The following is a 24,334-nucleotide window of genomic DNA, read 5'->3' as shown; positions in this document are numbered from 1 at the left end:
CGGGCGGCGGGCGCGGTGAGGATCGGGACATGGGCGTCGTCCTGCCGGTCCTCTTCGCGCTGTTCGCTGCCTTCAGCAACGCGCTGGCCACCGTGCTCCAGCGGCGGGCCGCGCTCACCGTGCCGCAGAGCGAGGGCTTCCGCTTCGGTCTGGTCCTGGACCTGCTGCGCCGGCCCGTGTGGGTCGCGGGCATCCTGGCGGTGATCGCGGCCGGGGCGGGGCAGGCCGCGGCGCTCGCGACGGGCGCGCTGGCCCTCGTACAGCCCCTGTTCGTGCTGGAACTGCCGCTGGCCCTGCTGATCGCCTCCCTGGTGACGCGGCAGCGGCTGCCGGGGGCGCTGTGGCTGGCCGTGGCGGGGGTGGTGGCGGGGCTCGGGGTCGCGCTGGTGGCCGCCTCCCCCGCGGGCAACCGCACCGACGTGCCGGCCGAGCGGTGGGTGGTGGCGCTGCCTGCCTGCGCGGTGATCGTCGCACTGCTGGCCGTCGCGGGCCTGCGGCGTCCGCCCGGCCGTTCGCGGGCCGGCTGCCTGGGCGCCGCCACCGCCGTCTGCTACGCGCTCACGGCCGCCCTGATGAAGTCCTCCGTGCACGTCCTCGACGACCACGGCATCGGCGCGTTCCTGACCACCTGGGAGACGTACGCCTTCGGCGCGTGCGGCATCTGCGCCCTGCTGCTGCTCGAACACGCCATGCAGGGCGGCCCGCTGGTCGCCTCGCAGCCCGCGCTGACCCTCGGCGACGCGAGCATCAGCATCGCGCTGGGGGTGGTCCTGTACGAGGAACACCTCCGGTCGGGCTGGTGGTTGCTCCCCCAGCTGCTGGGCGTGGCACTCGTCTGCGCCGGGGTGTTCGCCCTGGCCCGCGCGGGCGAGGGCGCACCATAGGCCCCCGCCCGCGCAGAGCACGGGCCGGCCGTGGTGCGCCGCAGGCGGGGCGCGCGGCGCCGTGCCCAGGTGGCGGCCGCCCGTTGGCGACGCCGGCGCCCCTCGGCGGTGTACGTGACCCTCGACCGTGCCGAAGTGAACGTAGTGGCGGTGCACCCGCGTGTACGGCTGTGGCCGGAGCGCTCGGCCGGCCCGCGGGCGGCCCGTAGGATCGCCCCCTCGGGCGGACGGACCGTGCGGGGAGGGTGGGTGGTGGATGTGGGTACCAGGGGCGGATTTCCGGGCGCCGTGGCCGTGGCGCTGGCGGGGGCCCTGACGCTGGGCGGCTGCTCGGGCGATCCGGCCGGTGCGAAGCCGGCCGGACCGGCTCCCGCCTCCACGCCGGCCACCGCGCCGCCGGCCCCCTCCCCCTCGGAGCCGGCGACCGGGGAACCCTCCGCCGAGCCGAGGCCTTCGGCCACCGGCGGACCGGCACCGAAGCAGACCCCCGCGGGGCCGTCGGCCGTCCCCCAGAACCCCGACCGGGGCCCCAACCCGCCGCCGGCGCCCGACCGGCCGCCGCTGCCGACCTGGAAGCCGACGCCCTTCGACCCGAGGGACCCGTCGATCCCGAACTACACGGTGCCGCCGCCCATGCGGTGAGCGGCGTACCGCTGCTGTCCGCAGCGCCGGCGCGGGCCGGCCGTGGGACGGGCCGCCGCTTCCTTCCGGCGTCGCGCAGCGCCCGACGCGGCGAACGCGGCCTACGGTCTCCCCGGCAGCGGGGTCCGCGCGTAGGCGCCGGAGAGCAGGTGGCCCGCGCCCGGGGCTACGGCGTCCAGGTCCAGGGCCCGGAGCATCTGGTGGGCGGTGCAGACCGCCGCGGACACGACCGGCTTGCCCAGCAGCTGTTCGGCCTCCTCGATGGCGCCCAGGGACGGCATCTGCACGCACGCCGACAGCACGACCGCGTCCGCGTCGGAATGGTCCAGCGCCCGGGCGAGGCCCGGCAGACGGGCCGGGTCGTGGGCGGCGACGTCGAGGTTGTCGGGGATCTCCAGGGCCTCGTAGTCGAGTACCTCGATGCCCTCGTGGGTGAGGTAGTCCACGACGGTCCGCGTGAGCGGCCGCATGTACGGCGCCAGCAGGGCGATCTTGCGGGCGCCGATGGTGTGCAGCCCGTGCACGAGGGCTCCGGCGCTGGTGACGACGGGGGCGGGGGCGCCGTTCTCGGCGGTCCGCAGGTGCAGGCGCTGCTCGGAGGTGCGGTGGTAGCCGAGGCCCATGCTCATGATGGCGACCAGGCAGGCGTAGCCGAGTACGTCGACCCGGGCGTCGGAGAGTTCGACGGCGCAGCGGTCCGAGTCGGCGTCCATGGCCTTGAGCTGCTCGGGGGTCACGTGGGTCATGCGCATCCGGCTGGAGTGGAAGGTGAAGCGCTCGTCGGGCGCGACGGCCTGCCGCGCCCGGAGGACGGCGGGGACCTCGGTCTCCATGGTGACGTTGGAACTCGGCACGATCTGGCCGATCCGGTAGGTGCGGGGTGACACGGGGGCGGCTCCTCTTGGCCTGGGGGGCGGGTCAGCGGGCGTCGACGACGGGGTTGGTGAGGGTGCCGATGCCTTCGACCGTGGCCTCGACGGTGTCACCGGGCTGCAGGAACTGCGGCGGGACCATGCCGGCGCCGACACCGGACGGCGAGCCGGTCGCGATGACGTCGCCGGGTTCCAGGGTCATGCCGGAGCTGATGTCGGCGATGAGCCGGGCGATGGGGAAGAGCATGTGACGGGTGTTCGACTTCTGCTTGGTGACGCCGTTGACGCGCAGCGAGAGGTCGAGGGCCATGGGGTCGTGGATCTCGTCGCGGGTCACGATCACCGGGCCGAAGGGGGCGTAGGAGTCCTGTCCCTTGGAGAAGAACCACTGGCCGGAGCGGCGCTGGTCGCGGGCGCTGATGTCGTTGATGATGCTGAAGCCGAAGATGTGCTCGTACGCCTCCTCCTCGCTCACCCGGAAGGCGGTGCGGCCGATGACCACGGCGAGTTCGCACTCCCAGTCCAGCTGGGTGGTCAGGTCGGCGTTGTGCAGGATCGGCGCTCCGGGGCCGGTGACCGCGGTGGCGGGCTTGCCGAAGAGGACGGGGCGCGGCGGCAGGTCCTTGTCGGTGTCGAGGCTGCGGCTGGACTCCTCCACGTGCTCGATGTAGTTGAGGCCGACGCCGATGATCTTGCCGGGGCGCAGCGGGGCGCACGGGGTCACGTCCTGGAGGCGGTGCACGGCCTCGGCCGGCCGGTCGGCAGGGTCGGCGGCGAGCAGTTCCCGGGCCGCCTGCCGGGCGGCGGGGCCGGCCTGGACGAAGGAGAGCAGGTCGTGCGGGAACCGTACGCCGGCGTGGCCGGCCAGGACGGCGAGGTCGAGGACGGTGCCGTCGGTCTCGGCGCCGAGGCGTTCGGGGGTGCCGTGGGCTGCGGTGGCTCCGGTGCCTTCCGTGGTTCGGGGGGTGAAGGTCAGCAGGCGCATGCTGGGCGCTCCTCGTGAGTCGTGGGTCGTGGGTCGTGGGTCGTGGGTCAGGCGGCGGCGACGGGCTGGTGCCCGCCGTTGTCGGCGTACGCCTCCTCCCGGTGGAAGCCGAGCGAGCGCATGACGGGGAAGTCGTTGAAGGAGAAGAGGCAGGCGTCCTCGGCCGGGTCGAGGTTGTGGTGCTCGTGCCAGGCCCAGGAGGGGACGCAGAAGATGTCGCCCTGCTTCCACTCGAAGCGCCGTCCGGCGATCACCGAGACGCCGCGGCCCTTGGCGGCCGTGTAGATCACCGAGCCGGTGTGGCGGTGGGCGAGGGTGGCCTGGCCGGGTCGCAGCAGCTGCATGTGGGCGCCCATGGTGGGCATGACCGGCCCGCCCGTGACCGGGTTGGTGTATTCGGCGATGATCCCGTCGTAGGGGGAGCCTTCGCTCGCCCGGGCCAGGTTGCGCAGGGCTTCGTAGGTGGGCTCCCAGGGGTAGGCGAGGAGCGGCGAGTAGGGCCGGGTCCACTTCTCCACGCCGTGGGGCAGCAGGTTCGCCCCGTAGGTGAGGACCGAGGAGTTGATGACCTTCCCGGGTGTCTGGTACAGGTCGGGGTGGACCTCGTAGAAGCCTGCGTCCAGGGCGTTGACCAGGGGGATGTCGAGGCCGTCCTGCCAGATGACGGGGCCGTCGTCGGCGTCGTTCCCGTGCTCGTGCCAGGTGCCGTTCGGGGTGATGGCGAAGTCGCGGGGGCCGACCTTCAGCTTCTGGCCGTCGACGATCGTCCAGGCGCCGGTGCCCTCGTGGACGAAGCGCAGGGCGGCGGCCTGGTGGCGGTGGGCGGTCATGGCCTCGCCGGGGCCCATGATCTGCAGTCCGGTGTAGAGGAGGCCCGCGGCGGCGCTGACGTCCTTGCGGCCGGGGTTGACGAGCATGACGACGCGGCGGCCGGCGTCGTCGCCCTTGACGAGGCCGAGTGCCTTGAGGACGTGGGGGCGCAGGTCGTCGTAGCGCCACAGGACGGGCACGGAGCGGGGCTGCGGGTACCAGGGCTCGATGTCGTTGGCGACGGTCCACAGGGCGCCCGCGTCGAGGGCGCCCAGCTCGTCGTAGTAGGCGGTGAGTTCGGGGGTGTCGCACACGCGGGCGCGGCCGAGCACGGTGTCGTCCTGCTCGATGGTCATGCGTCCTCCTCGGAAGTGGGGGTGGGGGTGGCGGGGGCCGTGGGCGGCGCCGTGAAGGTCACGGGCGTGCGCGGGCGGTTGTCGACTTCGAGGCGGAAGACGTCGAAGCGGTTGTAGTGGCCGGTGATGTCGTGCATCTGCCTGGGCTGGATGCAGCGGGCGAGGTCGATCTCGGCGTAGACGATGCCCTCGTCGTCGACGAGGGGTTCGGTGACCGGGCGGCCGTCGGGGCCGAAGACGCCGGACAGGGCGCTGCGCGGGCGGGTGAACGCCTCGCGCAGTTCCCCGTCGTCCCCGGCGAGGGCGTCCACGATCTCCGGGGAGATGGTGGAGCAGGCGACGACGGAGAAGACCTTGCCCTCGAAGCTGTGGGCGGCGGTGCGGACGGCGATGGCGTCGGCCATGTCGTAGTCGGCGGGTGCGACGGGCAGGGCGATGTAGCAGGAGGCGTGGACGAGTTCGCCCTGGGCGAGCAGCGTGAAGCGGGCCAGGGTGTTGGTGTTCTCGCCGCAGGCCAGGGCGCCGAGCGGGCCGACGGGGGTGGGGTGGACGACGAGGGAGCTGCCGTCGCCGCCGGTCCAGGTGAGTTTCTCGGCCCAGGTGGGGACCAGTTTGCGGTGGACGCCGAGCAGTGCGCCGTCGGGGCCGATGGTGAGCAGGGTGTTGTAGAGGACGCCGAGGCTGTGCGGGGCGCGCTCGTTGACCCCGATGACGAGGACGATCCCGTGCCGGCGGGCCGCCTCGCGCAGGGCGTCGACGTGCGGGCCGGGGATGTCGACGGAGGAGCGTTGCAGGCGCTCGAACCAGGGGGAGCCCTGGACCGGGTTCATCGTCCAGTTCCAGTAGGGGTAGCCGGGGACGAACGCCTCGGGGAAGACGACGAGTCCGGCTCCGTGCGCCGCGGCCTCGGCGATCAGGGCGACCGCCTTGTCGACGGTGGCTGCGGGGTCGAGGTAGACGGGCGCGGCCTGGACGGCCGCCGCCGTGAAACGGGGCAGGTGGTCCATGTGCGTGGGCACCTCCGGCTATCGGTGGGCGGGGGCGGCGGCCGGGCGGGGCAGCCAGCGGCGGTGGACGGAAGCGGTGGGCTGCCGCAGGAGTTCGAGCCGGGGCGGGATCCGGTCGGTCCGGGCCGAAGGCGGCCGGCCGCTGCCCGCCCGCCAGGCCCGTGCCCAGGGCGCGGCCGGGCCCTGGTAGCCCTGGGCGGCGGCCGCGTGCAGGGTCCAGAGCGGGTCGTGGAGCTGGGCGCGGCCGACGCCGCACAGGTCCGCCCGCCCGGCCAGGATGATCGAGTTGACGTCGTCGTACGTGGAGATCGCGCCGACCGCGATGGTGGGGACGCCGGTGGCGTTGCGGATGAGGTCGGCGTACGGGGTCTGGTAGCTGCGGCCGTACCGGGGTGTTTCGTGGGCGACGACCTCGCCGGTGGAGACGTCGACGGCGTCGGCGCCCGCCTCGGCGAGGGCGCGGGCGATCGCGACGGCGTCGGCCTCGGTGGTGCCGCCCTCGGCCCAGTCGGCGGCGGAGATCCGCACGAGCAGTGCCTTGCCGGCCGGCCACACCTCCCGTACGGCGTGCAGCACTTCGAGTGGGAAGCGCAGTCTGCCGTCCAGATCGCCGCCGTACCCGTCGGTCCGCAGGTTGGTCAGCGGGGACAGGAAACCGGAGAGCAGGTGGCCGTGTCCGTACTGCAGTTCCAGCGCGTCGAAGCCGGCCCGGTCGGCGCGCCGGGCCGCGCTGACGAAGTCATCCGTGACGGCGTCCATGTCGGCGCGGTCTGCCTCGCGGGGGACGGGGCTCCGTTCGTCCCAGGCCGGGGCGGAGGCGGCGACGGGCCGCGGGTCGCCGCCACCGCCACCGCCGCCGGCGGCGCGGCGTCCGGCGTGCGTGAGCTGGATGCCGAGGCAGGTGTCGGACTGGCCGTGGACGAAGCCGGTGATGCGCCGCCAGGCCGCCTCCTGTTCGTCCGTCCACAGGCCGGGGCAGCCGGGGGTGGCCCGGCCGTCGGCGCTGACGGCCGTCATCCCGGCGAGGACCAGTCCGGCGCCGCCGAGGGCCTGCGTGCTGAGGTGGACGAGGTCGAAGTCGCCCGGGATCCCCTCGCGGGCGGTGTGCAGGGCGGTGGGCGGTACGACGACCCGGTTGCGCAGCAGCAGTCCGCCGAGCGGGAAGGGCCGGAACATGGGCGGCACGGCCGGGGTGCGGTTGACGGCGGCGGTGAAGCCCTCGTCGCGCACGCGCAGGTTGTCGTAGGTGACCCGGCGGCTGCGGGTCAGCAGGTTGAAGGCGAACTGGTGCGGGTCCTGGCCGGTGTAGCGGTCGATGTGCTCGAACCATTCCAGGCTGGCCTGGGCCGCCCGCTGGGTGGACTCCACCACCGGCCGGCGCTCCTCCTCGTACGCCGCGAGCGCGGCGGGCACGTCCGGGTGTTCGTGCAGGCTGGCGGCGAGGACGAGGGCGTCCTCCATGGCGAGCTTGGTGCCGGAGCCGATGGAGAAGTGGGCGGTGTGGGCGGCGTCCCCGAGGAGGACGATGTTGCCGTGCCGCCAGGTGCGGTTGCGGACGGTGGTGAAGCGCAGCCACTTGGAGTTGTTCGGGAGGAGGCGGTGGCCGTCGAGGTGGCCCGCGAGGAGTTCCTCGCAGCGCCGGATGCTGTCCTCGTCGCTGGTGCCCGGCGGATGGTCGCGGGTGGCGTACTCCTCGAAGCCGGCGCGCCGCCAGGCGCCCTCCTCCAGCTCCACGATGAAGGTGGAGCGGGTCGCGTCGTAGGGGTACGCGTGCACCTGGAGGGTGCCGAATTCGTGCTCGTCGACGATGAAGGTGAAGGCCTCGAAGACCTTGTCCGTGCCGAGCCACATGTAACGGCCGGCGCGTTCGTCGAGTTCGGTTCCGAAGACGTCGGCGTGGGCGGTGCGGGTGGCCGACCGTACGCCGTCGCAGGCCACCACCAGGTCGTGGGAGGCGGCGAGTTCGGCGGCCGACGGGGCCCGGGTGCGGTAGCGGACGTCGACCCGCAGGGCGGCGCAGCGTTGCTGGAGGATGCTCAGCAGGCGCCGACGGCCCAGGGCGGCGAACCCGTGGCCGCCCGAGGTGAGGGTGGTGCCGCGGTAGCGGACGTCGATGTCGGCCCAGCGCGCGAACTCGGCGGACATGGCCTCGTGGATCTCCTCGTCGGCCTGGGCGATGCCGTCGAGCGTCTCGTCGGAGAAGACCACGCCGAAGCCGAAGGTGTCGTCGGGGGCGCCCCGCTCCCAGACGGTGATCTCCCAGTGCGGGGAGAGCTGCTTGGCGAGGGCCGCGAAGTACAGTCCGCCGGGCCCTCCTCCTATGACTGCGACGCGCACGACGTGCCTCCTGGTGCTTGTGCGGTGGTGAGTAGTTCCGGTTGCTGGGGTCCCGCCGCGCCCAGCAGGTCCCGTACGTCGGGGGGCCAGGGGGTCGACCCGGTGGCGTGCGCCGCCGAGTGCGCGACGACCATGCGGCCGGTGGCGGCCTCGCCGCCCTGTTGGCCGCGGACGGTGAAGGCGTAGTGCAGGGAGGCCGATCCGACCTTCGTGACCCGCAGCTCGGTGCGGACGGTGTCGCCGAACCACAGGCGGGCCCGGTAGTCGGCCTCGAAGTGGACGCGGGGCGTGCTGCCGAACAGGTGGGAAAGGCCCAGCCGGTGGAGCAGGACGGCCTCGGCCGCCTCGACCCAGCGCACGACCGTGGAGTGGTGGTAGTGGCCGGCGGCGTCGGTGTCGGTCCATTCGACGCGGCGCTCGACGACGACACTGGGCGGCACGGGATGCGAGGCCGCCGGGGACGACGGGGACGACGACGGCGGGGCCTGCGCGGAGGACGGGGCCTGCGCCGAGGACGGGGCCTGCGGGCCGGGCGGTGTGTGGCGGGCGTCGGCGCGGGCGCGCTCGCGCAGTGCGCCGCGCCGCAGTTTGCCGGTGCCGGTGCGCGGGAGTTGGGTGACGAACTCGACGGCCCGCGGGTACTTGTAGGGCGCGATGGACGCCTTGACGTGGGCCTGGAGCGCGCGGACCGCCGCCCCGTCCGCCGCGACCCCGGCGGCGAGGACGACGTACGCTTTGACGAGCATGCCGCGCCGCTCGTCCGGGGCGCCGACGACGGCGCACTCCTCGACGTGCGGATGGGTCAGGAGGGCCTTCTCGACCTCGGGGCCCGCGATGTTGTATCCGGAGGAGACGATCATGTCGTCGCTGCGGGCGACGTACCAGAAATAGCCGTCGGCGTCGCGGACGTAGGTGTCGCCGGTGATGTTCCAGCCGTTCCTGACGTACGAGGTCTGGCGCGGGTCGGCGAGGTAGCGGCAGCCGGTGGGCCCGGTGACGGCCAGCAGCCCGGGCTGTCCGTCGGGGACGGGGGCGCCGTCCTCGTCGACGACCGCGGCGCGGTAGCCCGGGACGGGACGGCCGGTGGCTCCGGGCCGGATGTCCTCGTCGGCCGCGGAGATGAAGACGTGCAGCATCTCGGTGGCACCGATGCCGTCGATGATGCGCAGGCCGGTGGCGGCGTGGAACTCGTGCCACACCGCGGCCGGCAGCGGCTCCCCGGCGGAGACGCAGCGGCGCAGTCCGGCCAGCCGGTCCACCGCCCCGGCCTCCATGATCGCCCGGTAGGCCGTGGGCGCGGTGAAGAGCACGGTCGCTCCGTGGTCCGCGACCAGGTCGGCCAGTTGCAGCGGGGTCGCCTGCTCGATCAGCAGGGTCGCGGCGCCGACGGACAGGGGGAAGACCACCAGACCGCCGAGGCCGAAGGTGAAGGCGAGCGGTGGTGTGCCGGTGAAGACGTCGTCCGGGCCCGGCTTGAGGACGTGCCGCGAGAAGGTGTCGGCGTTGGCGAGGACGTCGCGGTGGAAGTGCAGGGTCGCCTTCGGGCGGCCGGTGGTTCCGGAGGTGAAGGCGATCAGCGCCACGTCGTCCGCGGCGGTGGCCACGGTGTCGAACCGGCCGTCTTTGGCCGCGCAGAGCGCGGTCAGGTCCCCCGGGCCCGGTCCCCCGTAGGTGAGGACGGGGAGGGCGGGCAGTGCTGGGAGTTCGCCGGCGTAGCGGTGGTCGCAGACGGCGACCGAGGGGCGGCTGATGTCGGCGAGCTCGGCGAGTTCACCGGCGCGCAGCATCGGCATCGTGGTGACGGCGACCCCGCCGGCCTTCAGAACGCCGAACCAGGCGGCCACGAGCCAGGGGTTGTTGGGGCCGCGCAGCAGGACGCGGTTGCCGGGCAGGAGGCCGAAGTCCTCGGTGAGGACCTGGGCCACCTGGTTGGCGCGGTGCCGCAGTTCGCCGTAGGTCCAGCGCTCGGTCGGGGTGAGCAGGCAGGGGCGGTCGGGGCCGTACCGCTCGACGGCTTCGTCGAGCAGGCGGCCGGCGCAGTTGAGCCGGTCCGGGTATTCCAACTCCGGTAGGTCGAAGTGGAGTTCGGGCCAGAGGGGGAAGGGCGGCAGTCGATCTCGACAGAAGGAGTCGGCATGTGCGGAAGGGGAGAGCTCCATGGGGCGGCACCTCGATCGGGGAGCAGCGGGGGGAGACGGGGAGCAAGGTATGTCGAATATTTGGCGTCCGTCAACATCTCGCGATATCTGGCGGCCCGGGACACCCTCGCCGAGGCTCCGACGCGCCCTCCGCAGGGCAGCACCCCCGACTCAGGCGGTGGGTATGCGTACGCGGACCGTCTTGCCGAACTCGTTTGCCACGACGGAGAGTTCACCGCCGAGTTCGGACGTCATCAGCTGCACGATCAGCAGCCCGCGGCCACTCTCGGACTCAGGGTCGACCTGCGCGCGGGGGGCCGGCAGCCGTGGCAGGCCGGCCCCCCGGTCGGCGACGTCGAGCAGCAGCCAGCCCGCACCCAGGGCGACGCCGACGCGCATGCGGCCGGTGCCCGCGTGGCGGACGACGTTGCCGACGAGTTCACTGACGGCCAGCAGCAGGACGTCCGCGGTGTCGAGCGGGACCGCCCAGGCTTCCAGCGTGGCGCGCACACGGGCCCTGACCTGCGGAACGCTCGCGACGTCCGGGTCCGCGACCCAGTGGACGAAGCGCCGGACCGCGGGAATCGCGGATGTGCCGGTAGTGGTGAGCATGACGTGCTCCCGGAGGGGAAGGCGGCGCGACCGCTGAGTGACTCGTGTTACCGATACCGAAGTCGGATCAATCCTGGGCTTGTCATCAGCGGAAACGCGTCGCTACAGTCCTGATTACACGTGTAACACGCTACGCCTCCCCCGGCTCCCCGCGCAAGCATTTCGGACAAACGACGCGAAGCCTGCGACCGCCCCGCCGGGACCCGCCGATTTGGAAGGGCCGCAATGACGCAATCTCCTCCGACCGCGTTCGACATCGCCGACATGACCTGGCCTCCCCCGCCGTACCGGCCCCCCGTACCGGCCGTGACGGGCACGGACGGTGTGCGCCGCTTCGACGGGATCACCTACGCGACGACGCCCGGCTACCGCCCCCGGCTGCTCGACGTCCAGGTGCCGGCCGGCGACGGGCCGTTTCCCGCGGTCGTCTGGATCCACGGCGGCGGCTGGCTGGACGGCGACCGCCGCTACCCGCCGCCGACCGTGCTGGCCGCCCTGCTGCACGGAGCGGTCCTGGCGGCCGGGCTCGCGCTCGTCTCCATCGACTACCGGCACAGCCTGGAGGCTCCCTTCCCGGCCCAGCTGCACGACGTGAAGGCCGCGATCCGCTACGTCCGCGCCTTCGCCGGCGACCTCGGCGTCGACCCGGACCGGATCGGCGTCTGGGGCGAGTCAGCGGGCGGCCACCTGGCCGCGCTCGCCGGCCTCGTCGGCCCCGCCGGTGCGGGCGCGGCGGATGGCACGGCCGGTGCCGCGGGTGCGGAGGCGGCCGGTACGGACGCCGTCGTTGCGGACGCGGCGGGTACTGACGCCGTCGTTGCGGACGCCGTCGCGCTGGAGGGCACGCAGGGCGTCGGTTCCGGAGAGACCGGTGTCCTCGCCGTCGTCGACTGGTACGGCGTCTCCGATCTGGTGGCCCTGGCCGCCCACCCCATGCCGCCGATGCCGTCCGGTGCGGAGTTCCCCGACCCCTACGAGGCCCTGCTCGGGGCCTCCGTGGCCGACCGCCCGGACCTGGCGCGGGCCGCGAGCCCGGTCACGTACGCCGACGGCTCGAACCCGCCGCCCCCGTTCCTGCTGGTGCACGGGACCCGGGACGGCCTGGTGCCCTACAGCCAGAGCGAGGTCCTCGCCGCCGCCCTGAAGGGCGCCGGGGGCGAGGTCACCCTGAAGCCGGTGGAGGGCGCGGACCACATCTTCCTCGGCTCCCCGGACATCGCGTCGATCGTCGGGGACAGCGTCGCCTTCCTGGCCCGTCATCTCGGCGCGGGCGCCTGACACCCTGGTCCCGGTCCCGCTCCGCGTGGGGGCCGCTGCCCGGCAGCGGCCCCCGCGCCCCCGATCCGCTCCCCCTCCCCCGTATCCCTCCCCAGCACATTCGGCCGCGGGCGCCCCCGCGGGCGCGAGAGGCAGCCATGTCCGCCAACCCGGCCACCGAACCGGCCCCCACCCCCACCCCGCACGGCAGACCCCGCAGACCCGGCGGGCCCCGGAGATCCGCGACGCCCCGCGACTCCCTGGCCGGCCGGCGCCGTACCGGCCTCCTGACGGCGGGCCTCCTGCCGCTCGGGGGCGCCGTGGCAACGGCCTTCGTCGTCCGCGCCGACATCACGGATCCGCCCTTCCAGGGGCTGGACGACCGCTGGCTGGGCTGGATGGGCGGCCCGCACGACGGGCCGTACCTGGCCGCGGCCACCGTCCTGAACTGGTTCGGCGGTCCGGTCGGCGCCGCCCTGCCGCTCGCCCTGCTGCTCCTGCTGCTCGTCCGCAGGCGCTGGGCCTCGGCCGGCTTCCTGCTCGCCGCCTACCTCGGCGGCAACATGCTCGTCATCCAGGGGCTCAAGCACCTGGTGGACCGGCCCCGCCCGGCAAACCCGCTGGTACGCGTGGACCACGGCTCCTTCCCGTCGGGCCACGCGGCCACCGCGGCGCTCCTCGTGGTCGCCGTGGGGGTCCTGCTGGTCCCGGCCGCCCGGCGGCGGGCGTGGTGGTACGGGGGCGCGGCCTTCACGCTGGCCATGATGTGGAGCCGTACCTGGCTGCACGCGCACTGGCTCACGGACACGGTGGAGGGGGCCGCGGCGGGCGCCGGAGCGGGGCTGCTGGCGTGGTGGCTCTTCCAGCCGGCCCTCGCCCGGGAGGCCGTCCGCTCCCACGACCGCCGGGGGGCGGCCGCGGGTGCGGACGCGGCCACGGCCACGGCCACGGCCACTTCGACGCCCGCCACGGGCTGACCGCCCGCCGGAAGGGGCCCGCCCGTAGCGTTCCCGGCGGGCCCCTTCCCCCAGGGGGTCCTGCGGAGGTGCGGCGGCCCGTGAATACTGCTGTCCATGAGCGCAGAGGAAAAGCTTCGGCGGGCGGCGACTCAGGCCGTGGACCTCGTCCTCACCGAGGACTGCGCCTACCTGGACGCACTGCCGGATGCCGTGGCGATCGAGGTGGTCACGCCCCTGTCGGCGGTCGGCCTGGCGCTGGACGAGGGCACGCCGAACGAACTGACGCAGGCAGTGGGGTTGTTCCTGTCGTGCGCCGCCCCTGTGGCACGCGCGATGCCGGGAGACCTCACCGAGGCGGTCACCGAACTCCGCGCCGGGCTCCGCGAGTATCGGGCGACGCGGGCCCTGCAGGGACGTGGCCGGGACCGCCGGTAAACGGCTCGACATCGGCGGCGGTGATCGGGAACCCTTCGCACGATGACCAGAATCGACGACACTCCGCCCGCGTGGGACGAGCGCACCCAGCTCACCACCTTCCTCGACTACGCACGTGACACCGCCCGCGCCAGGTGCGACGGCGTCTCTCCGGAGAACGCGCGCACGTCGCTCCTGCCGGGCTCACCGCTGATGACCGTGAGCGGATTGGTCAACCACCTCCGCTGGGTGGAGTACTACTGGTTCCAAGTGGTCTTCCTCGGCGAGGAGGACCGGGGACCCTGGAGCGACGAGGACCCCGACCGCGAGATGCGCGTCGCCGTCGACTTCCCGCTCCCGCGGTTGCTCGACGAGTACGCCGAACAAAGCGCCCGCTACCGCGAACTGGTCGCCGGCAACTCCCTGGACGAGCGGGCCCGGCGAACCGTCCGCGACGGCCTCCGCGTCGACCTGCGCTGGATCCTCCTGCACCTCACCGAGGAGACGGCCCGCCACAACGGGCACCTGGACATCCTGCGCGAGATGCTCGACGGCACGACCGGGGAGTAGAGGCCAAGACACCCCCTGGAGCTCGCCGATGACCGGGTAGTGGGAGCGGAGTTCGTCGAGCACGTGCTCGTCGGCTGCCCTGACGTCCCACAACGAGCTGTCCACCTCGGTCAGTACGACGGCCAGGCCGTCCTCGGCGAACCCGCGCGCCTCGGCGTCGATCAGCTGGAGGAACGGCGTGGTCAGTGACAGCAGCGTCAACGTGTCCATGCCGTCCCCCGCGGACCGTCGCTCCATCTCGGGCACGCGGGGATCCACCACCTCGTCCACCTCGACGCGCCAGGTCAGCCCCAGTCCGAAGCTGCCGAGCCTGACCAGCAGTTCGGCGAGCGTCACATAGTGGCCGCCCTGCCAGGCACGGAAGGTGATCCCCTTCATCGCCTTCACCTCTGCGCGTCCCGGGACGCCCGGGCCGGGCAGAAGGGGTGGCCGGCCGGGTCGGCGAAGACCCGCCACCGGTCCGCGCCGGGCTGGTGTTCCGGCTTGCTCGCGCCCAGTTCCAGGAGCAGCGCCTCGGCCTCGTCGAGGTCGTCGACCTCGAAGTCCAGGTGGGCCTGCTGCGGCACGGCTGCGCCGGGCCAGGACGGGGCCCTGTGGTCGTCGACCCGCTGGAAGCCGACGAAGAGCCCGTCCGCACCGGTCAGGCCGGCGAACTCGCCGTCGGACGCGGGGTGCGGGTCCCACCCGGTGGCCCGTCCGTAGAACGCGGCGAGCGCCTCGGGGTCGGCGCAGTCGAGGGTGATCGCCGTCAGCTTCGGCCGCGGAGGCATGCCGCTCACTCCCTGTGATCCGTCACGGTGGTCATCGGTCGCGCCGGCGTCCACAGCCGCGCGTGGCGTCACCGTAGTGATCACCGGCAGGTCCCGCGACCGAATTGCGCCCGCGGCGCCGGCCGACTCCTAGGAGGTCTGGCGGGGGACCAGAACGGCTTCCACGGCCGGTACCGGCGCCGCCTTCCCCGTCTCGACCAGCTCGTGCACGGCTTCGGCGATCCGGGCGGCCGACGGCAGCTCCAGCCGGACAGTGGTGAGCGCGGGCTGCTGGAGCGCGGAGAGCACGAGGTCGTCGCAGCCGACGATGGCGACGTCGTCCGGTACGGCGATCCCTTCGGCCTGGAAGGCGTGGAGCAGCAGCGCGGCGTACTCGTCGTTGTAGGCGAAGACGGCGTCCAGGCCGAGGCTCGGCCAGCGGCGGGCCAGATCGCGGGCGGAGTCCCGGGTGTAGGCCAGCTCCAGCGGGGTGACGGTCGCCGGGTGGCGGGCCGCGACCGATTCGGCGCCCGAGAGGCGGGGCTCGGCCAGGGTGCCGAGGCCCCGCTCCTGGGGCATGACCACGCCGATCCGGGTCCGGCCGCGGGCGATGAGGTGCTCGGCCGCGGTGGCGCCGATCCGGGTGTGGTCGAAGCCGATGGTGTGCACGCCCTCGACGGGGTGGGCGGCGAAGGCCAGCAGGCCGCGCACCCCGGCCCGGGTCAGCAGGTCGGCCGCCTGGGCGGTGAAACGGTCGCCGTCCAGGGCGACGACGGCCGCCGGGCGCAGTTCGGCCCAGGCCCGGGCGGCGTCGACCGGGTCGGCGAAGCGGCCCGCGTGGAGCACGGCCGTGTAGCCGAGGCGGTCGAGTTCGCTGTGCAGGTCGTCGACCCAGTCGCTGACGAGGCGGCCCACGGCGGAGATCGACGCGGGCATCAGGACGAGGTTGCTGCGGCCGGCGCGCAGCGAGCGGGCGGCGGCGTGCGGTACGTAGCCCAGCTGCTTGGCCGCGTCGAGCACCCGGGCGCGGGTGTTGGCGCTGACCCGGTGGCCCTGGGTGTCGTTGAGGACGAAGGAGACCGTGGCGCGCGACACCCCGGCGAGGCGGGCCACATCGGCGCTGGTGATCGATGCGGGGACGTGTGTGTCTTTGGCCATGACGTCCCTCGACGCTCCTTGTGCTCGGCTTTCCCTGGTGCTCCTTCCTTTTCAGGTTACACGAGTTAAATCAAGGGAGCGGAGGGCTGCGCAGACGTGCGGGCGCGCTCGTGAAGGAGCCGTGAGGGTCCCGCCAGATCGTCGAGGGCGGTCACCACCGCGTCGAAGCGCATCGTGGTGCGCGCCTCCTTGTCGTACGGGCGCCACGGCGGCAGGTCCGGGTGGTTCGGGTCGCCGGTGCGGACGAAGGAGATCCAGGCCCGGTGCATCGCGTACGCGAGGCCGTCGCGGACGGCGGGGTCCAGCCCGGCCAGGAAGGGCGCGTGCGCCCACTGCGCGAAGTTGTCGAACACGAAGGGGAGTTCGAGGCAGTGCGCGGCGCCGAGCCGGCCTCCGTGCGCGGGGGTGGGCAGGTCGAACTGGTAGGCCCACACGGGGCGCCCCGACGCGGCCCTCGCCTCCGCCAGGCGGACGGCGGGCACCCGGAACAGCTCGTCCGTGATCAGGTCCATGAGGACGTCGACCGGGCGGGATCCGGGCCGTGCCCGCGCGTACGCCGCGTACACGTCGGCGGCGGCCTCCGCCCCGAAGGTGTCCGCGATCCGGTCGGTGACCTGCTCGCGGGTGGCCTCGGCGTACCCCTCGTCGAGCGCGAAGCCGAAGTTGGCCTCTTCGCGCGTCCAGCCGATCATCACGTCGATGTCCGCCGCCACCCCGTCCAGCAGGGCCCGGGCCGGGTGGGTGGGCAGGGAGGTCCCGTCGACGACGGGGAGAAAGGGGGTCGGCCAGTACCCCCACGTCATGGTCCGGGCGAAGAGCCCGCCGGCCGCTCCGATCAGCTCCTGCCAGGGCAGTGCGCGCAGCGCGGCCGCGTCCTCGGCGCCGGCCAGCTCCCGGTAGACGGCGGTGCGCTCCCGGTGGGCGATCGGGTCGGGGAGGTCCAGGCCGAGCGGCGGGCTCTGCAGGATCACCCGCCGGACCACGCCCCGGGTGAGCGGATGTCCGGCGAGGGCGGCGGTGGAGAGCGCGCCGCCGGACTGCCCGGCGACCGTGACGCGGTCGGGGTCGCCCCCGAAGGCGGCGATGTGCGCGTTGACCCAGCGCAGGGCGGCGATCTGGTCGCTGAGCCAGGGGTTGCGGCTCTCTTCGTCATCGTCCGGGGCGAGGTAACCGAGGGGGCCGATGCGGTAGTTGACGCTCACGACGACGAGGTCTCCGTCGCGGGCGAAGGTCTCGCCGGAGTAGCCGGGGAGCGAGCCCGAGCCGGACACGAAGCCGCCGCCGTGGATCCACACGAGCACGGGACGGAGGGCGCCGTCGACGGCGGGGGTCCAGACGTTGAGGGTGAGGCAGTCGTCGTCGAAGGGGGGCGAGCCGTGGCCGCCGAGTACCGGGTCGCCGCCCTCCGCGTACATCTGGGGTGCGCTCGGGCCGTCGGCGGTGGCGTCCCGCGTACCGCTCCAGCCGGGGTGCGGCTGCGCCGGCCGCCAGCGCAGGTCGCCGACCGGTGGTGCGGCGTAGGGGACGGCGCGGAAGACGGCGACCCCGCCCTCGATCGCGCCTCGCAGGCGCCCCGCGGGGAGCTGCGCCTCCGGCCGGGCCGAGCCTGATGGGGAGTGGGGCATGGGCCGTTCCTTCTCTCTCATGACTGCAGCGCAGCGGAGCGCCGGACCATTCGACGTTATGGCGTAAATTTGCCGCCCGTCAATCCATCGAGATATTTTACCGAGGTGGGGCCGCCTCCGCGGGGCGGCGCGGCACTTCAGAGCCACAGGCTGTTCGAGGCCATGCGCTCGGCCTCCGTCTCCAGCAGGGGCGCGAGGAGCCGCCACAGCACGAGGCAGGTTCCGGCACCGAGGAGCGCGCCCGCGACGGTGTCGCTGAGCCATTGGGCGTGCAGCCAGGTCCGGCTCCCCATCATGGCGAGGACGTACGCGGCCCCGAAGGCCCACCACCAGCGTCGCGCACGCGGCGGGAACACCACCACCGCAACCACGATCACGAGCGTCACGGCGCCGAACACCTGCCCGGAGGGGTACGAGCCGTCGTTGACCAGCACCCACGGGTGCGGCGGGCGCGGGCGGTCGGCGAGCTGCTTGACGGGCAGGACGACGAGGGCGTTGGCGACGACGGCGGCCAGGAAGACGAAGAGCCCTGAGCGCCAGCGTCCGTAGACGCAGAGGCAGCCGAGCAGGACCAGCGGCAGGACCATGCCGAGGGGGCCGCCGAGCCGGTCGAGGACGACGAGGAATCCGCCGGGCTCGGCGGACGCGTCGGCGGTGGAATGGTCGACCGCGGCGGCCCAGCTGTCGTCGACCCCCTGGAAGAAGGGCCTCCGATCCAGCCGGAGCAGCAGGGCGAACAGGAACGACAGCAGCAGGAGCCCGCCCCCGAAGGCGAGCGCATGGCGCGGCGGGGCGGCCGGCACCTGGTGCGGTGGCCCGTACGAGGACGAACGCGAACGCGAAGGCGAAGGCGAAGAGGACAAGGCGAACCTTTCGGCGCCACTGCGCGGGCAGCGGCACACAAGCGGGAGCGGGAGGAGCAGGGGACGGAGAAGCAAAGCCGGGGCGGTCCGGGCCGGGGCGGGAGAGCACTACACACAGAGGCCACCCACGGCGCCCCAGCACACCGGACCCAAGCACCCGGCCCGAACCGGACCGTCCGAGCTGGGCCGCCAGACCGAGCCGCACCGGGCCACCCACCCGGGCCAAGCCGGACGAGCCGAGCCCGCGGAGCCGGGCCGCCGGGCCAAGCCGGACGAGCCGGTCCAGGCCGACCCGAGCCCGCCGACCTGAGCCGCCGGGCCAAGCCGGACCCGAGCCGCCGGGCCGGACCGGACCCAGCCCAGCCCAGCCCAGCCGACTGTGCGCGCCGAGCCGGACCAGGTCCGGAGCCACCCAGGCCGAGCCGGGCAGGACCGAACCGGGCCGAGCCAGGCCGAGCCGAGCCGGACCGGGCCGAGCCGAGCCGGACCGGACCGGACCGAGCCGGGCCGGACCGGACCGGACCGAGCCGGGCCGGACCGAGCCGGACCGAGCCGGGCCGGACCGAGCCGGACCGAGCCGGGCCGGACCGAGCCGGACCGGACCGAGCCGGACCGGGCCGGACCGGGCCGGACCGGACCGGACCGAGCCGAGCCGGACCGGACCGGACCGGGCCGGGCCAGGCCGGACCGGGCCAGGCCGGACCGGGCCAGGCCGGACCGGGCCAGGCCTAGCCGGACCGAGCCAGGCCAGGCCAGGCCGAGCCAGGCCGGGCAGGCCCGGGCAGGATCGCACCAGGCCAACCCAGGTGACCCGCGCCAGGTGGAGGCCTGCCGACCCGAGCCACGCAAAGGTGGGCCGGACCGGACCGAGACGGACCAGGCCAGGCCACCCAGCCCGGGCAGCCTGGACGAGCCGGCCCAGACCGGCCCGAGCCCCGCCGAGCTGGGCCGCCGAGCCGGGCCGGACCGAGCCGAGCCGGGACGAGCCGGACCCAGCCCAGTCGACTGGGCCGCGCCGAGCCGGACAGGCCGGGAGCCAACCCAGGCCAGGCCACCCAGCCCGAGTCGGACCGGGCCAGGCCCAGGCCGGGACCGGGCCAGGCCGAGCCCACCCGCCCGAGCCGAGTCGGACCGGGCGCGGGTCGGCCAGACCTGGGACCGGGACGGCCCTTCGGGAACCGGCCGCGCCCTGCGGGACTCGGCACCGGACGAAGCGGGCTCGACCGCGAACGACGCGGCCCAGCCGCCCGGGGAGCCGGTGGCGGGCGGCGCCGCCTTGCGGACTGCCCGGGGAGCGCCTTGTCCGTCAGGCCGAATCACCGGAGCAGCCGCCGGCGCCCGCGCGCCTCCTCAGGCGCAGGCGGACCGGGGAGGCGTACATGCGGCGCCACCGACGAGGACCGCACGGCCGGCCCGGCATCGGCGAAGGCCCTCCCCAACCACCGCCGGGACGGAAGAGGCGAATCCGGAGAGGGCGCCAGCGGGCACGGCCGCCATGCGCCTCCGTGGATGTCCGGGCGAGCGCAGCGGATCGGCACGCACGCCCTCGGGCGGAGGGTCACTCCGCACCACTGGACGCGATCGGGCGCCCCGGTGGCGACCGCCGGGGGCGGCACCGGCCGTCGAGGCCCGGCGCGGCACGGAGTATTGCCGATGCGTGACGGCCGCCACAAGTGCAAGAGGGTATTTCGACACATCTCCCCTGACCAGAGGCCGGGCGACGGCGGTTACACGTCATGGCACGCGGCTCCACCGCATCCACCACCAGCCATCACGATCCGCACAACAAGGCATCTCAGGGCCTAGCGGGGCCCGGGAATGGGTGCTACACAGTCTCCAGCGCACTTGGTGACACGTGTAACAACATCGCCATCTCCCCGGAACGCGTTCGCCCCTCCACCCCCGGTGGCCACCGTTCCCGGCCCTCCGTCCGCCCCGCGCGGCGCCGCACCTTTCCCCCGCGCTCCGCCACCTCCCCGCTCCGTCCCCCGAGGAGTCGTCATGGCCACGCACGAAGTAGTCGATCCACCCGTCCCCCCGACCCCCGGCCCCGCCCGCCACCGCGGGCTGATGCTCCTGCTGCTCGTCGCCAACTCCGCGATGATGGCGGTCTACATGGGTGTCGGATCCGTCCTGCTGCCCACACAGGTCGCCGCGATCGCCCCCGCCGACAAGGTCGCCGTCCTGGGCGTGATCGGCGGCGTCAGCTCGATCTTCGCGACCGCCTTCAACCCGATCGCCGGAGCCCTCTCCGACCGCAGCGGCCGCCGCAATCCCTGGATCCTGGGCGGCGCACTCGCCTCGCTCGCCGGCCTGGCCTTCCTCGGCAGCGTCACCACCGCGCTGCTCGTCGGCATCGGCTGGTGTCTGGTCCAGGCCACCATGAACATCTACCAGGCCGCGGTCACCGCGATCGTGCCCGACCGGGTCCCCGCGGCCCGGCGCGGCACCGCGTCCGCGCTGGTGGGGCTCGGCCTGCCGATCGGCGGAACCGTCGGCGTTCTCGTCGCCTCCCAGACCGCCGAGCACCTGCGCACCGGCTACCTCGTCTTCGGTGCGATCGTCGCCGCGGCCGCGCTGCTGCTCACCGGCTTCTTCCGCGACACACCGCGTTCCGGGCCCGCGGCCGACGCGCAGCCCGTGCCCGTCCGCGCCCAACTGGCGGCGTTCCTCTCCTCCCTGGCCGACCACGACTTCCGGTGGGCTTTCATCGGCCGGGCCCTGATGGTCCTCGGCTACTTCTCCGTCGTCGGCTACCAGCTCTACATCCTCGGCGACCACATCGCCCTCCCCGCAGGCCTCACCCCGCCCGCCGCGATGGCCGTACTGACCCCGGTGTCGATGGTCGCGATGGCCGTCTCCACCGTCCTCGGCGGTCTGCTGTCCGACCGCTGGAACCGCCGCAAGGTGTTCGTGGGGGTGTCGGCCGCCCTCGCCGGCCTCGTCATGGTGGTCCCCGTGGTCAGCCCGACCTGGACCGGCATGCTCGTCTTCAGCGCGCTCAACGGGCTCGCCTTCGGCTGCTTCATGGCCGTGGACACCGCGCTCGTCACCCTGGTGCTCCCCCGCGCCGAGGACGCCGCCCGCGACATGGGCGTCCTGAACATCGCGAACGCGGGACCGCAGATCATCGCCCCCTTCGTCGCCTCGGCCGTCGTCACCGCGCTGGGCGGCTACACCCCGCTCTTCCTGGTCGGCGGAGCGCTCTCCCTGATCGGCGCGCTGGCGATCCTCCCGATCCGCAGCGTGCGCTGACCCCCTGGACCCCTGCCCCTGCCCCTGATCCCCTGACGCGGTTCCTGCCCCGGTCCGGGCGGGTCACGTACTCCGGCGGGCGCGTGCCGAGGGTCGCGCGCCCGCCGGTACCCCCTCACCCACACCCTCACCCTCACCCTCCTCCCACCCTTCCGAAGGAGCACCCTGTGAGACGCAAGCGAGTTCTGCCGCTGGCCACCCTGCTGCTGTGCGCGCCGGCCCTCGCCGGCACGTCACCCGCGGCCGCCGCGCCGCAGACCGCGCCCGCTCCGGCTCCCGCCTCCGGCGGCCCGTTGCGGATCCTGCTCACCAACGACGACGGCTACGACGCCCCGGGCATCCGCAAGGCCTTCGAGCGGCTGACGGCCGCCGGGCACGACGTCACGATCGTCGCCCCGCTCACCAACCAGAGCGGCACCGGTACGAAGATGTCGAACGCTCCCGCGGTCACGGTGAAGCACCCCGAGCCGAAGGTCTGGGCCGTCGACGGCACTCCGGGCGACTCCGTCGCCTTCGGGCTGGCCGAGGTGTTCGCCGGGAAGGCGCCCGACCTGGTCGTCTCCGGAACCAACTTCGGCCCGAACGTCGCCGGGCTCGCCACCCACTCCGGTACGGTCGGCGGCGCCGTCGCCGCGCTCGAACACGGCGTACCGGCCATCGCGTTGAGCACGGGCGGCCTGTCCGTGCCCGACCCGGTCACCACCGTCAACGCCATGGGGCCGACGCTCGACTTCGCGGTCAAGCTGATCGACCGGCTCCGGTCGCGCGCCCGGTCCGGGCCGCTCCTGCCCGAGGGGGTCGGTCTGAACGTCAACCACCCGGTCGTCGGTACGGACGGCAAGGGCAAGGCCGCCGGGGTGTCCGCGACCTTCCAGGATCCGCAGACCGTCCTGGAGCCGGACTTCACGGACGCGGGCGACGGCACGTGGAAGACGACCGTGAAGGTGGTCCTCCGGCCCGCCGCCCGGGGCGGCGACATCGAGGCCGTCAGCGCCGGCCGGATCGCCGTCAGCCCGATGAACGGCGACTGGAACACCGGCCCGGTCGACCAGGCCGTCACCTCCGCGCTCATCGCAGGCCTGCGCCCGTAACACCCACGGACCGGCAGGGGGCGGAGCGACCTGCGGCCCGCCCCCTGCCACCTCCCTGCCACCCCCTGCCCCCCTGCCCCCTTGACCCCCGCACGAGATTCCAGGAGGACGGATGACGAGGCCCGGAAATCCGCTGTCGCGGCTGCCTTCGCAGAGATCCCTGCTCGCAGCGACCCTGGCCCTGGCGGCCCTGCTCGCCTCGGCGCCGACCACCGCCGCCGCGCCCACCGCCGCCACCACCACCGCACCGGGCGGGCCGCCGCGTCCGGTGGTCGCCGTCGCCCAGGGCACACTGCGCGGCCGGGCACGGGACGGCGCCGAGGAGTTCCTCGGCGTCCCCTACGCCGCTCCCCCGGTCGGGACGGGACGGCTGCGGGCGCCCCGGCCACCGGCCCGGTGGCACGGGGTGCGGGAGGCCACCCGACCCGCCCCGGCCTGCCTGCAGTTCTCGCCGTTCGGCCTGGCCGATCCGCAGACCGTCAGCGAGGACTGCCTGTACCTCGACGTGTACCGGCCCCGGACCGCCCGCCCCGGAGCGCGCCTCCCCGTCGTCCTCTGGATGCACGGGGGCGCGTACAGCCAGGGTACGGGCACCCAGTTCGGCGGGCGCACCATGGCCGAGCTGACCGGCAGCGTGGTGGTGAGCATCAACTACCGCCTCGGGCAGCTCGGTTACCTGGCGCTGCCCGAGCTGAGCCGCGAGAACGGCCTGCGCTCCGGGTCCTTCGGCCTGATGGACCAGGTCGAGGCACTGCGGTGGACCCGGGAGAACATCACCGCTTTCGGCGGCGACCCGGGAAGCGTCACGATCTCCGGCCAGTCCGCGGGCAGCGGCTCCGTCTGCGCGCTGCTGGCCGCCCCGTCGGCCGCCGGCCTCTTCCACCGGGCCGTGCTGCAGAGCGGTCCGTGCACCCTGCTGGGTACGCCGGACGGCGCAGCGGCGCAGGCGCACGCTCGGTCCTTCGCCGCGAAGGCGGGGTGCTCCGTCCCGGCCGAGGCGGCCGCCTGCCTGCGCGGCGCGTCCGGACCGGCCCTGGTCGAGGCCGCCCGTACGCTGCCCACGCCGGGCCCGGCCTTCGGTGACGGACTGCTGCCGGCCGCGCCCGCGCGGGCCATCGGGAGCGGAGCGTGGAACAAGGTGCCGGTCCTGATCGGGAGCACCCGCTCCGAGGCCCGCTTCTTCGTCGCGCTGACGCAGCCGCGGCTGACCGCGGAGGAGTACGCGGCGCAGGTCCTGGCGGGCTACGGGGCCGCCGGGCCGGAGGTGCTGGCCCGCTATCCGGTCGCGGAGCACGGCTCGCCGTACCTGGCGCTCTCGGCGCTGATGACGGACTCGACCTTCGCCTGCCACACCGCGTGGACCGCGCAGCTGTTCGCCTCTCAGGTGCCGACGTTCGTCTACGAGTTCGACGACCCGCGCTCGCCCACCCTGGCGGGTGCGCAGGTACCGGGCCTGGACGAGTCGAACGCGCACAGTGCGGAGCTGGCCTACCTGCACGACTTCACCATGGGCGAGCGTCCGCTGACCCCGGTCCAGGTCGCGCTCGGGAACCGGATGAAGCGGTACTGGGGTGCGTTCGCGCGCTTCGGCGCCCCGGTCGTACCGGGTCAGGCCGTCTGGCCGCCGACGGGCACCGGTACCGGTACGGTGCTGACCCTCCACCCGTCGGCGACGCGGACGACCACGTCGTTCGGCGCCGACCACCAGTGCGCCTTCTGGCGGACCCAGCCGCCCCGCCCGCTCTGACCA

General features: G+C 74.1%; 19 protein-coding genes and 2 pseudogenes. 9 read left to right on the top strand and 12 right to left on the bottom strand.

The features are described 5' to 3' along the window. The first annotated feature begins 29 nt into the window (after window positions 1-29). Both IG86_RS0107240 and IG86_RS39740 read left to right on the top strand, forming a co-directional pair. Window positions 30-884: a DMT family transporter gene (locus IG86_RS0107240; RefSeq protein ID WP_030818127.1), complete on the top strand. Its 855-nt coding sequence runs from the start codon at window positions 30-32 to the stop codon at window positions 882-884. Between the two features lie 249 nt (window positions 885-1,133). Beyond that, window positions 1,134-1,526, top strand: coding sequence for a hypothetical protein (locus tag IG86_RS39740; protein ID WP_157854780.1), 393 nt, complete (start codon window positions 1,134-1,136; stop codon window positions 1,524-1,526). 101 nt (window positions 1,527-1,627) lie between these two features. Here the strand turns inward: IG86_RS39740 and IG86_RS0107230 are convergent, their stop codons facing one another. The 8 genes and pseudogenes from IG86_RS0107230 to IG86_RS0107200 form a co-directional block, all read right to left on the bottom strand. After that, on the bottom strand, window positions 1,628-2,359 hold the full coding sequence (locus tag IG86_RS0107230; protein ID WP_045936902.1) for a maleate cis-trans isomerase family protein: 732 nt from the start codon (window positions 2,357-2,359) through the stop codon (window positions 1,628-1,630). An 85-nt stretch (window positions 2,360-2,444) separates the two neighbouring features. Beyond that, window positions 2,445-3,383 (bottom strand): fumarylacetoacetate hydrolase family protein, encoded by a 939-nt coding sequence (locus tag IG86_RS0107225; protein ID WP_030818134.1) that lies wholly within the window; start codon window positions 3,381-3,383, stop codon window positions 2,445-2,447. 47 nt (window positions 3,384-3,430) lie between these two features. Beyond that, entirely contained in the window at window positions 3,431-4,549 is a 1,119-nt protein-coding gene (locus tag IG86_RS0107220) for a cupin domain-containing protein (protein ID WP_030895627.1), read from the bottom strand. Continuing rightward, the gene (locus tag IG86_RS0107215) at window positions 4,546-5,556 is read right to left on the bottom strand and encodes a carbon-nitrogen hydrolase family protein (RefSeq protein ID WP_051785012.1); all 1,011 of its coding nucleotides are present in this window, start codon (window positions 5,554-5,556) and stop codon (window positions 4,546-4,548) included. The genes IG86_RS0107220 and IG86_RS0107215 overlap by 4 nt, the downstream gene beginning before the upstream one ends. Before the next feature lie 18 nt (window positions 5,557-5,574). After that, window positions 5,575-7,893, bottom strand: coding sequence for an oxidoreductase (locus IG86_RS0107210; RefSeq protein ID WP_030895623.1), 2,319 nt, complete (start codon window positions 7,891-7,893; stop codon window positions 5,575-5,577). Then, window positions 7,875-8,243 (bottom strand): annotated as a pseudogene (locus IG86_RS45685) (acyl-CoA thioesterase); the annotation flags it as partial. The pseudogene IG86_RS45685 and the gene IG86_RS0107210, both read right to left, overlap by 19 nt. A 207-nt stretch (window positions 8,244-8,450) precedes the next feature. Continuing rightward, window positions 8,451-10,052, bottom strand: a pseudogene (locus IG86_RS0107205) (AMP-binding protein); the annotation flags it as partial. A 150-nt stretch (window positions 10,053-10,202) separates the two neighbouring features. Next, window positions 10,203-10,643 (bottom strand): ATP-binding protein, encoded by a 441-nt coding sequence (locus tag IG86_RS0107200; protein WP_078848400.1) that lies wholly within the window; start codon window positions 10,641-10,643, stop codon window positions 10,203-10,205. Between the two features lie 225 nt (window positions 10,644-10,868). On the opposite strand from IG86_RS0107200, the gene IG86_RS0107195 reads away from it, so the two are divergent. The 4 genes from IG86_RS0107195 (at window position 10,869) to IG86_RS0107180 (ending at window position 13,843) form a co-directional block, all read left to right on the top strand. Next, a complete protein-coding gene (locus IG86_RS0107195; protein WP_051785011.1) occupies window positions 10,869-11,921 on the top strand; it encodes an alpha/beta hydrolase in 1,053 nt (350 codons plus the stop codon). Window positions 11,922-12,058: 137 nt separating this feature from the next. Beyond that, entirely contained in the window at window positions 12,059-12,877 is an 819-nt protein-coding gene (locus IG86_RS39735) for a phosphatase PAP2 family protein (RefSeq protein ID WP_051785010.1), read from the top strand. A gap of 96 nt (window positions 12,878-12,973) precedes the next feature. Continuing rightward, entirely contained in the window at window positions 12,974-13,294 is a 321-nt protein-coding gene (locus IG86_RS0107185) for a hypothetical protein (RefSeq protein ID WP_157854778.1), read from the top strand. 42 nt (window positions 13,295-13,336) lie between these two features. Further along, window positions 13,337-13,843, top strand: a complete 507-nt coding sequence (locus tag IG86_RS0107180) for a DinB family protein (RefSeq protein WP_030895612.1) — start codon at window positions 13,337-13,339, stop codon at window positions 13,841-13,843. A 383-nt stretch (window positions 13,844-14,226) separates the two neighbouring features. Here the strand turns inward: IG86_RS0107180 and IG86_RS0107170 are convergent, their stop codons facing one another. From IG86_RS0107170 to IG86_RS38445, 4 genes are all read right to left on the bottom strand, one after another. Continuing rightward, window positions 14,227-14,613 (bottom strand): VOC family protein, encoded by a 387-nt coding sequence (locus tag IG86_RS0107170; RefSeq protein WP_030818152.1) that lies wholly within the window; start codon window positions 14,611-14,613, stop codon window positions 14,227-14,229. A 129-nt stretch (window positions 14,614-14,742) separates the two neighbouring features. Then, on the bottom strand, window positions 14,743-15,750 hold the full coding sequence (locus IG86_RS0107165; protein ID WP_030818154.1) for a LacI family DNA-binding transcriptional regulator: 1,008 nt from the start codon (window positions 15,748-15,750) through the stop codon (window positions 14,743-14,745). A 65-nt stretch (window positions 15,751-15,815) separates the two neighbouring features. Next, a complete protein-coding gene (locus tag IG86_RS0107160) occupies window positions 15,816-17,375 on the bottom strand; it encodes a carboxylesterase/lipase family protein (RefSeq protein ID WP_045936897.1) in 1,560 nt (519 codons plus the stop codon). A 137-nt stretch (window positions 17,376-17,512) separates the two neighbouring features. Next, window positions 17,513-18,238, bottom strand: coding sequence for a phosphatase PAP2 family protein (locus IG86_RS38445; protein WP_157854777.1), 726 nt, complete (start codon window positions 18,236-18,238; stop codon window positions 17,513-17,515). A 2,001-nt stretch (window positions 18,239-20,239) separates the two neighbouring features. Here IG86_RS38445 and IG86_RS0107150 point away from each other — a divergent pair. From IG86_RS0107150 to IG86_RS0107140, 3 genes are all read left to right on the top strand, one after another. Then, a complete protein-coding gene (locus IG86_RS0107150; protein ID WP_030818158.1) occupies window positions 20,240-21,493 on the top strand; it encodes an MFS transporter in 1,254 nt (417 codons plus the stop codon). A gap of 167 nt (window positions 21,494-21,660) precedes the next feature. Further along, the gene (gene surE, locus IG86_RS0107145) at window positions 21,661-22,584 is read left to right on the top strand and encodes a 5'/3'-nucleotidase SurE (protein WP_051785007.1); all 924 of its coding nucleotides are present in this window, start codon (window positions 21,661-21,663) and stop codon (window positions 22,582-22,584) included. Between the two features lie 112 nt (window positions 22,585-22,696). After that, window positions 22,697-24,331 (top strand): carboxylesterase/lipase family protein, encoded by a 1,635-nt coding sequence (locus IG86_RS0107140; protein ID WP_051785006.1) that lies wholly within the window; start codon window positions 22,697-22,699, stop codon window positions 24,329-24,331. The last annotated feature ends 3 nt before the right edge of the window (window positions 24,332-24,334 follow it).

The sequence above is a fragment of the Streptomyces virginiae genome, assembly GCF_000720455.1.
Lineage (GTDB): Bacteria > Actinomycetota > Actinomycetes > Streptomycetales > Streptomycetaceae > Streptomyces > Streptomyces virginiae.
This window is presented reverse-complemented; position numbering and strand designations above follow the sequence as displayed.